Genomic DNA, 12,586 nt, shown 5'->3' with positions numbered 1-12,586 from the left:
TCATGGCTCCTAAGACTCGTTCCGGCGCGCGTCGCACTGGTCGCCGCGTCGTTAAGAAGAACGTGGCCAACGGCCACGCGTACATCAAGTCCACCTTCAACAACACCATCGTGACCATCACGGACCCGAGCGGTGCTGTTATCTCCTGGGCATCCTCCGGCCACGTCGGCTTCAAGGGTTCCCGTAAGTCCACTCCGTTCGCTGCGCAGATGGCTGCTGAGAACGCTGCCCGCAAGGCAATGGACCACGGCATGAAGAAGGTTGACATCTTTGTCAAGGGTCCGGGCTCCGGCCGCGAGACCGCAATCCGTTCCATCCAGGCCGCCGGCCTGGAGGTGTCCTCGATCTCCGACGTGACGCCGCAGCCGTTCAACGGTTGCCGTCCGCCGAAGCGTCGTCGCGTTTAACTAGGCAGAAAGGAATAGAGGTAACACATCATGGCTCGTTATACAGGCCCTGCTACCCGTAAATCCCGTCGCCTCCGCGTCGACCTCGTCGGCGGCGACATGTCCTTCGAGCGTCGCCCGTACCCTCCGGGGCAGGCTGGCCGCGCTCGCATCAAGGAATCTGAGTACCTGCTCCAGCTGCAGGAGAAGCAGAAAGCTCGCTTCACCTACGGCGTGATGGAGAAGCAGTTCCGCCGCTACTACGAGGAGGCTAACCGCCTCCCGGGTAAGACCGGTGACAACCTGCTGATTCTTCTGGAGTCCCGTCTGGACAACGTTGTGTACCGCGCTGGTCTGGCACGCACCCGCCGCCAGGCACGCCAGCTGGTGTCCCACGGTCACTTCACCGTGAACGGCAAGAAGACCAACGTGCCTTCTTACCGCGTGACCCAGTACGACATCATCGATGTCCGCGAGAAGTCCCGCAACATGCTGTGGTTCGAAGAGGCCCAGGACAACCTGGTCGATGCTGTCGTTCCGGCGTGGCTGCAGGTCGTTCCTGAGACCCTGCGCATCCTCGTGCACCAGCTGCCCGAGCGCGCTCAGATCGACGTTCCGCTGCAGGAGCAGCTCATCGTCGAGCTTTACTCGAAGTAAAACAACAGGATTCGCTACCCGGCGCATCCATCCACTTTCCCGTTCTGGCGGTGTTTGCCGTAAGAACCTACCGGCGTCATATAGCGGTCGCCGATAAAGGAGAAGTTCAATGCTCATCTCACAGCGTCCTCAACTGTCCGAGGAGTACATCGATACCAACCGTTCGAAGTTCGTCATCGAGCCTCTCGAGCCTGGTTTCGGCTACACCCTGGGCAACTCGCTTCGTCGTACTCTGCTGTCGTCCATCCCGGGCGCAGCGGTGACATCCATCAAAATCGACGGTGTGCTCCACGAGTTCACCACGATCAATGGTGTGAAGGAAAACGTTTCCGAGATCATCCTCAACGTCAAGGACCTGGTTCTGTCCTCCGAATCTGACGAGCCGGTGGTCATGTACCTGTCCAAGGAAGGCCCGGCTGACGTCACCGCCGCAGACATTGATCTGCCGGCAGATGTCACCGTGCACAACCCGGATCTGCACATCGCGTCTCTGAATGAGAACGCGCGGCTGGAGATGGAACTCGTCGTTGAGCGTGGCCGTGGCTACGTTCCGGCAATGCCCAACTCCGGTGGCGAGATCGGCCGTATCCCAGTCGACCAGATCTACTCGCCGGTGCTGAAGGTTTCCTACAAGGTTGAGGCAACGCGTGTTGAGCAGCGCACCGACTTTGACAAGCTGATCATCGATGTGGAGACCAAGAACTCCATGACCGCCCGCGACGCTCTCGCGTCCGCTGGCTCCACCCTGGTTGAACTGTTCGGCCTCGCACGCGAGCTGAACACCGCCGCCGAGGGCATTGAGATCGGCCCGTCCCCGCAGGAGACGGAGTTCATCGCGGCCTACAACATGCCGATTGAGGATCTGAACTTCTCTGTGCGCTCCTACAACTGCCTGAAGCGCCAGGAAATCCACACCGTCGGCGAACTCGCTGAGTGTTCCGAGTCTGATCTGCTGGACATCCGTAACTTCGGTCAGAAGTCCATCAATGAGGTCAAGATCAAGCTGGCATCCCTGGGGCTCACCCTCAAGGACGCACCGGAAGACTTTGATCCCACGCAGATTGAAGGCTACGACGCAGAGACCGGCGACTTTGTCGACGGCGGACTGGATGACGCCGAGTAAAGCACTGAGCACACACTCGAGCACACACTTATAAACCACACGAGGAGTAACAATGCCTACCCCGAAGAAGGGCCCGCGTCTCGGCGGCTCGGCTGGGCACCAGAAGCACATTCTGTCCAACCTGGCTAGCCAACTGTTCGCAAACGGCTCCATCAACACCACCAACGCTAAGGCGAAGGTTCTGCGCCCGTACGCAGAGAAGCTGATCACCAAGGCGAAGTCCGGCACGGTCAACGACCGTCGTGCAGTGGCTGCTGAGATCCCGAACAAGGATGTCGTTGCATACCTGTTCAACGAGCTTGCACCGCTGTTTGAGAACCGCGATGGCGGCTACACCCGCATCATCAAGCTGGAAAACCGCAAGGGTGACAACGCCCCGATGGCCAACATCTCCCTCGTTCTCGAGGAGACCGTGACCGCCGAGGCAACCCGCGCTACCCGCGCTGCCGCATCCAAGGAGAAGGCCGCAGAGGCTGAAGCCGAGGCTGAAGAGGCTAAGGCTGAAGAGGCTGAGGCTGAAGAGGCTGAGGAGGCTGCGTCCGAGGAGAAGGTCGAGGAGACCCCGGCTGAGGACAAGGCTGAGGACGAGGAGTAAAGCTCCCGCACCTGTCAGCGCCCAGCACCCGTTCCCTTTCATGGGGGAGCGGGTGCTTTTGTGTGCCGGAGTTCCTGGGTTTCTGGGTTGGTTAGTCGCGTATGGTTTCCTAATCACATAAGCCACATAGCCACCACGTGACCTGCGGGTTTATCAGGCGATTTCAAACGCGACTAACCGTGGGCTTTATGGTGGAAGCCATGAACACAGGGACAGGTGCATCTGCAGGCATTCAGGAGCCTGGTGTGCCCTCGGAGAAGGCAGACGAGATGATGCGGCTCCGGTTTGATATCGCGTATGACGGCACGGATTTCCACGGTTGGGCACGCCAGAAGCCGGCCGATGGGCAGGAGGTCCGCACCGTGCAGGGTGTTCTGGAGGATGCGTTGAGCCTCGTCTTGCGCTACCCGGTTGAGCTCACTGTCGCTGGTCGTACGGATGCCGGGGTGCACGCCGCGGGTCAGGTCGCGCACGCTGACATTCCCCGCGCGAGCTTGGAGCAGCGTTCGATTGAGGGGGATGCGGGGAGGTTGGTGCGTCGATTAGCAAAGCTGTTGGATCCGGATGTGAGGGTGACTCGCGTGACGGAGGCACCAGTTGGCTTCGACGCGCGATTTTCGGCGCTGACCCGCACCTATCGGTACCGAGTGACCACGGCGGAGGCGGGCGCGTCGCCACTGCGCGTGCGCGATACTGCGGTGTGGCCGAAGAAGATCGACCTTGATGCGGTGCAACAGGCAGCCACGGCGCTGGTGGGCCTGCACGATTTCGCGGCGTTTTGTAAACCGCGCCCGCACGCGACGACGATCCGCGATGTCCATTTGTTCACCTGGGCCGATGTGTCCACGGAGGAGGAGCCGGAGCTTTACGAAGCCACGATCACCGCGGACGCTTTCTGCTGGCATATGGTGCGGGCACTCGTGGCCAGTTGTCTCGACGTGGGCGCTGGACAACAGCCCGCAGACTGGGTTCAAGGGCTTTTACTTATGCGCGCCCGCTCCCCCCACGTCCGCCTCGCCCCCGCCCGCGGCCTGACACTGGTCGACGTGGACTACCCGGCGGACGATGAATTGGCAGCGCGCGCCGCGGTGACACGCGACCGGCGGGATGCCTCCGAGGTGCCTGCGCGGAAACCTTTCGTCGAGTAGCGGTTGTGACCACGCGTGGAGAGACCTAGACTTTGAGGGCAGTTGCGCGCCCGCACGGGGTGGGACGCGCTGGGGGATTAACACTGCTAGGGGGAGGATGTGCCGGTGGGCACGGACAAGAACGAACAATCGGGGGCACAAAGGCTGCTGCCCACAACGCGATCGCAGGTCTCTGGTCACCGTTTCATGCGGCGGCGCGTGGAGCATGGACTGATCTACGGTGACATCCGTATGATCCATGACCCGTTGGCGTCGCGGCGCAGGTCGGCGATCTTCGGGGTGATAGCAGTGGCTCTCATCGCAGCTGGTTGTGGGCTGTTTGCGTGGCTGCGACCGAACCCGGATCCGGGTACCGCAGCGATTTTGCGGGCGACGGACGGTGCACTGTACGTCCGTGTTGGGGAGACCGTTCACCCTGTGACGAACTTGACCTCTGCCAGGCTCATCGCTGGTGCGCCGGAAGAACCACAGCGAATCGGGGATGAGCGTCTGGCGGCCTTGCCTCGTGGCGTGCCGGTGGGACTGCCCACGGCACCGGCGATGTTCGCGCCGGCGGAGAGCGAGGATGCGGCGTGGTCTGCGTGCGTGGACACTGGTGGCGTAAGGGGGATCACTGTTACAGCAGGAACTCCCGTCAAGGAGCTCGGGGCACAACACGGGATCGTGGCGCTTTACGAGGGGGAAGAGTGGCTCCTGACCGCCGCCGGCCGCGCCAAACTGCCCGCGGCCACGGATCCGGAGTCCCGGGTTCTGCGCCGTACCCTCGGAATTGATGCCTCCACACCCCGCTGGGAGGTCGGGGAAGCGGATGGTGTGCTCAATGCCATGCGGGAACTGCCACCTATCCGTCTGCCGGATCCGTTGCCGGACGTCCTTGAGACGGAGACGGAAGCGTGGATTCTCACTCCTCATGGTGGCATCCAGCAGGTAACACAGACACAAAAGGATGTACTGGGGGAGGCAGGAGCGAACGTGAGTCGGACAAAGGCCTCGGCCATTGCCGCCTACCCAGACGCGGATCCGCCGATGCCACTGGACATTCCTGAACAAGCGCCGCAGTGGATACCGCTTGACGGTGTGGAGGTATGCGCCACGGAGACTGGCCGTGTGGCCACGGCTGAACCCCACGACGCTGCCGGAACAGTGGAGCTCTCCGGGGATGCGCCCGCAGCGTGGTTCCGTGGCTTGGATGCCGGGGCAGTGGCCGTGGATACGGGTACTGGCTATCACGTTATTTCCGCACAAGGGCAGCGCCATGAGGTGAGCAACCAGGAACTCTTAGCCGTCATCGGGGCAGCACACACGGAGAGCGTGCCGTGGGCGATTATCCGCCTGTTGCCCGCAGGCCCGGAGTTGAACCGGGAAGCCGCGTTGACCGCGACCTACTAAACGCTTGGGATGCTGATGCCACCGCAGTGACCAGGAGACCTGCCACCATCAGGACACCCAGGACGATGCCGGCCCGTAGTGGCGCCGGTGAATGGGTTTTCACTTCCGGGGTGAGCACGAGCGGTGTGCTTTCCGTGTGTGCGGGGCTTGTTGCTCCGAGGAAAGTCAGCGTGCGCAAAGGGTCGACCGCACCACCGGATGGTTCAGCGGCTGCAGCGATGATGTCGCGGATCTGTGCGGCCGAGGCGTCTGGGTAGCGCTGCTTGAGCAAAGCGGCCGTTCCGCTGACGACGGGGGCGGCGAAGCTGGTGCCCTCGAAAGGCCGGATGGCGCCGCGGTCGCCGGCTATGCCGGTCGCCCACACATCAGGACCAGGGGATAACGCGATAGCGGGGCGTCCTGGCGCGGACAAGAGCAGGTGTCCATCTGGAACTGGGAGTGAGTAGTCCGTGAGCGTATGGGTGTCGGCGCGGGCACCAACGGCGAGCACCGTAGGAAAGTGCGCAGGAAAAACCATGGACCCCGGTGGGCAGTCGGGGTTAGTGTTGCCAGCAGCGGAGATGACGACGGCACCGTCATGTTCCGCGCGGTTCAAGGCGTCGACGAGCCCACGGGTGTCCACGCGCTGCGCCACGGTCGGTTCCAAGCAGGACACGACGGACATGTTGATCACCCGTGCGCCCTCATCAAGGGCATTGTGTATGGCATGGGACAGGGTTTCCAGGGTGCCGGCGGCTGCAAACTCTGCAGCGTTTTCCCCTGGATCTCGTGGTGTGCGGTAGTGCGCGGAGGATTGCCGGATGGCCAGGATCTCTGCGTCGGGGGCGATGCCCACTTGAGTTCCTGCGATGATGCCGGCGACGACAGTGCCGTGGACGTCGCAATCCAAAAACGGTTGCGGGTCATCCGGCGTGACAAAATCCGCGCCGGGAACCAGCTGGTCAAGCTGGGGGTTTCTGGCCACGCCGGTGTCGATGACGGCAACTTTGACACCAGCGCCCGTTGCTAATCGACGAAGCTCCGCCAGCTCCTCAATGTCGTAGGCTCCTTCAGAGCCATCCGCAGCAGGGGCGGCTACCGCGCAGGCAATGTCCTGCGCCTGAGCCACGGCCGGCAGGTAGGCGAGGCCACCCAAGAACAGAGCAGCCACCCCCACGACATGAGCTGCGCGACGCATGCTCACAGCCCCCGGATCAGGTCGAAGATCCCAGTGAGGTACACCGCCACCGGAATCACCCCGATGATGGCGGCGGCCTCAGCGCGCTCGATCCACACCAAGGTGGTGGGCTCCAATTCCGGGATGCGCCGGGCCCAGATGGCGGCGGAGGCGCAGGCGGTGGTGAGGAGGATGGTGAGGGCGATGAGGGCGGTATGGGGGGCGTCGATAAGCGACACGGTGAGAACTGCACTACCTGCAGAAACGGCGGCAGTGAGGCCGAGGCTGAGGCGCGGGGCGCTGGAATGATGGCGGGAGGCATGCACGAGCAGTGCGCCGGCGAGCGTGATGCCCAGTGCGCAGACCCATGCGGAGGCGGCGAAGGCGAGCAGGATGAGCGCGGGAACCGTGCAGGCCGCGACGCCGATGCTGATGCCGTCGGCGACAAGGCGCGCCACGTGCGTGCGTTCGTCCACATCCTCCTGGTAATCGTCCGCGATGGAAAACTCCTGGCCGGCAGTGGGAACCCGTGGTATGCGCAGACCCGCGGCACGCGTTGCGGCGGCGGGTGTGCCCATCACGGCGGCGAGCCCGGCAAGAACCATGAGCGCGGCGGGAGCGTATGTAGACGGCAACCACGCTCCCAGCGCACCAGCAGCCACCAGGCAGCTGGCAGTGACTAAGCCGGCGCCAGAGCGAGGGCTGACAAGCCTCAACGCAGAACCACCGGCGAGCAGAACACACGTGACAGCCACCGCCGACAGCGCACCGAGAGCCACAGCAGGTGAGAGTGGATGCAGCGTCGTGGGCCCGTCGCTAATGCCGGCGACCCACGCACCACAGCCCAGCCCAGCGGTGGTGGCGGCGATAGGGAACAGCACCCGTGAGCGGGCCACGATAGCCACGGTAAGCAGCAACAACGCCGCGAGACCGACCCCGGCGAGTGGATTCATAAAAGCGCCCACCAGCAATCCAGCACCTGCCGCGCCCGTCAAAGAAAACAACAGGTCAATCCCACCACGCGGCGTGGATCGTGCGGAGTCAGCGGCGAGTGATTCCGCCGCATCGCGTACCACTGGCGGGGCAACTGGCTCATGCGGACGGAGAGTAAGCACCGCGCCGTCACGCAACCGCATGTGCATGAGCGCTGTGTGTGGATCAAGCGGGGCACCCGCGGCCGTACTGAACTCCCACGGGCGATTGATCTGCGGCAGGTCAATGAGCCGGGCGATTTCCGGCAGGATCTCGCTGAATGAGGAGGACGTGGGCACGGACACGTCGATTGAACGAGCAAACGCACCCGCATTCGCACGGATAGATACGCGCACAACCTGCGACGATGATGTGGCTGGCTGCAGTGACGGCGCCGTCATACAAATCCCCCTGTTACCGTTCCTGCCAACGCACCCCCGCGCGCAAACAAGAACTCAAGAAACTAAAAACTCAGTGGCCCACAATGTACATCACGCCGGGGACACGTGCACCGGTGAGAATAATTTTGGTGGAAGCACTGGCATTCTCGCCAGAGTTGTGGTCTTCTAGTTGCCAGAAGATCCGGGGGGATCTTTTCACAAGGGGGGGAAGTTTATGCTTGGGCTCGACAACGACCCAGTCCGCGTTGTGCAAGCGGGGGAGCAGGCGGAATACGCGCTTGATGCGGCACCACCCATGCCCGCAGGAAAGCTCGACGCGGAGGCGGTGCCGCTCGCGGTGCGTCGGCCGCCGGAGCCGTTGATGAAGGTGATCATGCCCATCGTCATGGTGGCGGCGATCGGCGCGATGGTGGCCATCATGGCGCTGTCTGGCCGTGGCGTGAGTCCGATGATGATGGTGTTTCCCCTCATGATGGTCATGGGCCTTCTGACCATGCTCAATCCGCCGGAGAAGGCGGGGGATATTGATGAGTCGCGCCGGGTGTACCTGCGTCACCTCGACGCGTTGGCGGCGCGTGCGCGGGAGAACGGCGCGCAGCAGCGTGAGCATGTTGAGTACTTTCACCCCCACCCGAAAGCACTGGTCAATGGGGTTCCGGCGGAACGTGTGTGGGAGCGTAGCCGGGAACACCCGCGGGCGCTCGAAGTGCGGGTGGGCACGGGGGTGACGCGGATGAGCACGCCTATCGACGTCCCCGATCCCGGTTCCCCCGAAGACCTCGATCCAGTGTGTGCGGTGAGTTTACGCCGCACGATTGCGGCGGTCAGTGTTGTCCCGCAGGTGCCGGTTGTGGTGCAGCTGGAGGCCTTCCCAGCGGTGACATTGACGGGGCCGGATGCGAGGAATGTGGCGCGGTCCATCATCACACAATTGGCGTTCTTCCATGGCCCGGAGCTGGTGGGGCTGCACATCGCGGCGGAGGGCTGCGAGTGGGCGAAGTGGCTCCCGCACACCAAAGATCCAGAGTCCGCGGTGTTCACTGTGGCTGTGGTGGAGGCGGGTTCGCCGGAGGCAATCGCGGCGTCGCACGATTGTGTTATCGCAGTTCATGATGGGGAGACCTCGCTTATCCAGGACGATGCGCTGCACCTCGTGTGTGATGGGGAGCTGCATGCGCTCACGGCAGCTGGAAAAGAAAAGCTTGGGCTTATCGACGTTTTCCCCACCCCCGCCGCCGAATTCATCGCCCGCAACCTTTCCTTTTATCGCCGGCCTGATTCCGCGACCGGCAGTGGCAGCGGCGACCTGATGGAGCTTCTCGGCTTAGGTGATGTTGAATCACTCACCCCAACAACGATGTGGCCGGGCCGGGAAGGAACACGCCTGAAACTCATGGTGCCCATCGGGACGGAAGGCTCCGGCGCAAGTGGTGCGCCGGTCTACCTGGATTTGAAGGAATCTGCCCACGGCGGAATGGGGCCGCATGGCCTGTGTATCGGTGCTACGGGGTCCGGAAAATCGGAACTTTTGCGGACTCTCGTTGCAGCTTTAGCCGCAACGCATTCGCCGGGTGAACTGAACTTTGTCCTCGTGGACTTCAAAGGCGGTGCCACGTTCTTGGGGTGTGAGGCGCTGCCACACACCTCCGCCGTGATCACCAATTTGGAAGATGAAGCGGTGCTGGTGGAGCGCATGTTTGATGCGATCTCCGGTGAGATGAATCGACGCCAAGAGCTCCTGCGCGCGGCTGGCAATTTTGCTAACGCCACTGACTACAACGCCGCCCGCATGGGGGCGCGCCCAGACTTGGAGCCATTACCGGCGCTGCTCATCGTGGTGGATGAGTTCTCTGAACTGTTGGGGCAGCACCCGGATTTCGCGGAGTTGTTTGTCGCGGTGGGCCGGTTGGGCCGATCGTTGGGCGTGCATCTTCTTTTGGCTTCGCAGCGTCTGGAGGAGGGGAAGCTGCGTGGCCTCGATTCGCATTTGTCCTACCGGATTGGCCTGCGCACGTTCTCCGCGGCGGAATCACGCCAGGTATTGGGCGTGCCGGACGCGTATGAGCTGCCGGCAGATCCTGGTTCCGGTTACTTGAAAACCGCGTCGAGTGAGGTCACGCGCTTCCAAGCCGCTTATGTCTCCGGTCCGCTGATGCGTCGTGTGAATAGCGTCGCAGCACCCACGGGCGTGCGGGTGTTCACCGGGTGGGAGGCAGACGTAGCGCCGGAGATGTCCGTGGATGATTCGACAACGCTGCTTGACGCGGTTGTCAGCGCCGCTCAAGCTGCCGCGGATCTGCGCGGGGAGCAGGCGCGGAAGATCTGGCTGCCACCGTTGCCGGTACGAGTGAACCTGCCCGATGTGTGCGAACCAGTCGGGGATCTCGCAGCGAGCATGGGGCTCGTGGATGATCCCTACCGCCAACGCCAGGACCCCTTCATCTGTGACGTGGGAACAGCGGGTGTTCACGTAGCTATCGCAGGTGGTCCGCAAACGGGCAAGTCGATGGCGGTGCGCACCTTGGTCACCGCGATGGCAGCTACCCACACCACGAGCCAGGTCGGTTTCTACATCATTGACGCTGGTAGTGGCGAGCACGAGGCGCTCGAAACGTTGCCCCACGTCGCCGGTGTGGCTGAGCGTACCGATGAGGAGAGGGTCCGCAGGGTCATCGATGAGGTGGAAGGCTTCATTGATAACGCGCGCGCCGACAACTCGCCTGCCCACACCGTTCTCGTCATCGACGGCTGGCACTCACTCACCGCACCTGACTCGAAGCTGGAAGACCTCCGCGACTCCCTCGCGCGCATTGCTTCCGAAGGTCCCGCCGCTGGCGTTCACCTCGTGATCACCACCCAGCGGTGGAACGCGATTCGCCCCAATGTGCGCGACCTGGTGGGCACCCGCATTGAGTTCAAACTCACCGAACCGATGGATTCCGTCATCGACCGCAAGGCGCAGGAAAAGCTGCCAGCGTTGCCCGGCCGTGGCATTACGCCGCAGGGGCAAAACATGCTCGTCGCGTTCACCGCGAAGGAAGACATCGCGCATGTCGCTGCGCAGGAGGCGGACCAGGTGCCCGTGCCACAGCTGAAGGTGTTGCCAAGGTTTGTGGGGTTGGAGGAGACGTCGGAAAGCATTCTGCTCGGGCGCGGTGGGCGCGATCTTGGCCCGATCCACCTGGATGCGCAGCACCTCGTGGCTATTGGTGAGGCGGGATGCGGCAAATCGACGCTCATCGAGACAGTCTTTGTGCAGGTCGCGTCACTTCCGCGGGAGGATGCGCGCATCGTGTTGCTTGATCCGCGTCGCGCGCATCTTGCTCACGCGCCGCACACGATGGTCGCCGCGTACGGCAGCTCCACCGATGCGATGCGTACCGCGATCGCGGATACGGCGGCCACGCTCACCGCACGCTTGCCCGGCGCGGATGTCACCGCGGAGCAGCTCGCCACGCGTTCGTGGTGGACCGGCCCGGACATTTACCTGCTTATCGACGACTTCGAGCTCCTCCCACCCGAACACCTCCAACCGCTGATGCCCCTGCTGCCGCACGCCCACGATATTGGTCTGCACATTGTTGTGGCGCGCAAATTCGGTGGTGCGGCACGCGCACTGCTGTCCCAATTCATGTCCACCCTGCGCGACCAACAGCCGGATGCCGTCATCTTTTCCGGCAACCGCGAAGAAGGCCAACTGTTCGGCGTACGCCCGATCCCGCTCGACCCGGGCCGCGGCATTCTCGTCCGCGCCGGGGACAATGCCGGCCCCATCCAGATCGCCGCGAGGGAGGAAACCCCATGACCCACACGCTCCATCAACCACGCCACGTGCTGCGTATCGACGTCTCCGATGGCTGCGCGATCTTCAGCGGCGCCGCGAATCTGCATCGCTTCGATGAGCCGTCCGCCACCGACATCGCCGCCTCCGTCCGCGGGCTGCTGGCTGATCACTCCACGTCCGTTCGCATTGAGGTCGCCGCGGAAGACACCCTGGTGGAAGAGCTTCGCGCCCTGCTCACTGAGTACAACGTGGAAGCATCTTCGCTTGTCGACGCCCCCGATCCCGCCACCTCCGAATGGGACACCGTCACCGTTTCCCGCCCCACCCTGGATGTTCAGGACAAGAAACAACGGGTCAACCTGGTTCTCCTTGGCGTTGTCGGGGTCGTGATTCTGCTGTGCGCTGTGGCGATCTGGTTTGTCATGGGGCGGGTGACGGGAGCGTCAATGGCAGCTCCTACGCCTGTCTCGGTTGCTGCATCTTCTTCGCCTGCTGCGTCTTCTGCTCCTTCTTCTCCACGCCCTAGTACACCGGCACCTCCGCCAGAGACCGTGACTTTAAGCCAAGACGGTCTGAGCGTCGAACTTCCGGCTGGTTTTGCTCTTGCACCGGATGAGGACATGTGGCGCGCTACTGGCCCGGACCCGGACCTGCGCATCCAGTTCGCGGTGGACCCTTTGTATGGGGTGCCGGCGGAAGCAGTCCTGGATCAAATTGAGCAGGAAATCAGCGCAGACCCTGAGCTCACCCTGTTGGAACGAGCGGACGGAACAATCCGTTACCGGCACCTGCTTCCGGACGGTTCGGAAGCCCTCTGGGCCGCCTGGGCTGAGCACGGCCACCAGATCTCCATTGGCTGCCACAGCCGCACCGCGCCCACAACTATTCAACTGGCCGCCTGCACGATGGCGAATAACACCGCTCGGTTTAACCCGCCATAGTGTCGTAAAAGTGCAGGTAGGCCGCGTGCGAAAA

At 63.0% G+C, this 12,586-nt stretch carries 10 protein-coding genes; 8 read left to right on the top strand and 2 right to left on the bottom strand.

Annotated elements, in window-relative coordinates; genetic code table 11:
• The first annotated feature begins 2 nt into the window (after positions 1-2).
• The 6 genes from rpsK (at position 3) to eccB (ending at position 5,298) form a co-directional block, all read left to right on the top strand.
• Complete coding sequence (rpsK, locus tag QP968_RS07605; protein WP_034664220.1) at positions 3-407, top strand: 30S ribosomal protein S11; 405 nt, start codon at positions 3-5, stop codon at positions 405-407.
• Positions 408-437: 30 nt separating this feature from the next.
• Positions 438-1,043: a 30S ribosomal protein S4 gene (gene rpsD / locus QP968_RS07600; RefSeq protein ID WP_284855817.1), complete on the top strand. Its 606-nt coding sequence runs from the start codon at positions 438-440 to the stop codon at positions 1,041-1,043.
• 109 nt (positions 1,044-1,152) lie between these two features.
• Positions 1,153-2,166, top strand: a complete 1,014-nt coding sequence (locus QP968_RS07595; protein ID WP_034664216.1) for a DNA-directed RNA polymerase subunit alpha — start codon at positions 1,153-1,155, stop codon at positions 2,164-2,166.
• Positions 2,167-2,218: 52 nt separating this feature from the next.
• Positions 2,219-2,761, top strand: a complete 543-nt coding sequence (rplQ, locus tag QP968_RS07590) for a 50S ribosomal protein L17 (protein ID WP_284855816.1) — start codon at positions 2,219-2,221, stop codon at positions 2,759-2,761.
• 269 nt (positions 2,762-3,030) lie between these two features.
• A complete protein-coding gene (truA, locus tag QP968_RS07585) occupies positions 3,031-3,909 on the top strand; it encodes a tRNA pseudouridine(38-40) synthase TruA (RefSeq protein ID WP_502870927.1) in 879 nt (292 codons plus the stop codon).
• Positions 3,910-4,014: 105 nt separating this feature from the next.
• Positions 4,015-5,298 (top strand): type VII secretion protein EccB, encoded by a 1,284-nt coding sequence (gene eccB, locus QP968_RS07580; protein ID WP_284855814.1) that lies wholly within the window; start codon positions 4,015-4,017, stop codon positions 5,296-5,298.
• Here eccB and QP968_RS07575 read toward each other — a convergent pair.
• Both QP968_RS07575 and eccD read right to left on the bottom strand, forming a co-directional pair.
• A complete protein-coding gene (locus QP968_RS07575) occupies positions 5,234-6,475 on the bottom strand; it encodes a S8 family serine peptidase (RefSeq protein ID WP_284855813.1) in 1,242 nt (413 codons plus the stop codon). The two genes, eccB and QP968_RS07575, sit on opposite strands and share 65 nt — an antisense overlap.
• Before the next feature lie 2 nt (positions 6,476-6,477).
• The gene (eccD, locus tag QP968_RS07570; protein WP_284855812.1) at positions 6,478-7,827 is read right to left on the bottom strand and encodes a type VII secretion integral membrane protein EccD; all 1,350 of its coding nucleotides are present in this window, start codon (positions 7,825-7,827) and stop codon (positions 6,478-6,480) included.
• Between the two features lie 214 nt (positions 7,828-8,041).
• On the opposite strand from eccD, the gene eccCa reads away from it, so the two are divergent.
• Together eccCa and QP968_RS07560 are read left to right on the top strand one after the other, a co-directional pair.
• The gene (gene eccCa, locus QP968_RS07565) at positions 8,042-11,632 is read left to right on the top strand and encodes a type VII secretion protein EccCa (protein ID WP_284855811.1); all 3,591 of its coding nucleotides are present in this window, start codon (positions 8,042-8,044) and stop codon (positions 11,630-11,632) included.
• Positions 11,629-12,552 (top strand): type VII secretion-associated protein, encoded by a 924-nt coding sequence (locus tag QP968_RS07560; RefSeq protein WP_284855810.1) that lies wholly within the window; start codon positions 11,629-11,631, stop codon positions 12,550-12,552. The genes eccCa and QP968_RS07560 overlap by 4 nt, the downstream gene beginning before the upstream one ends.
• The last annotated feature ends 34 nt before the right edge of the window (positions 12,553-12,586 follow it).

Origin of the sequence: Corynebacterium sp. MSK041 (assembly GCF_030232265.1) — a bacterium.
Classification (GTDB): Bacteria; Actinomycetota; Actinomycetes; order Mycobacteriales; family Mycobacteriaceae; genus Corynebacterium.
Note: the sequence above shows the minus strand (reverse complement) of the source record. Positions and strands in the feature narration are given on the sequence as shown.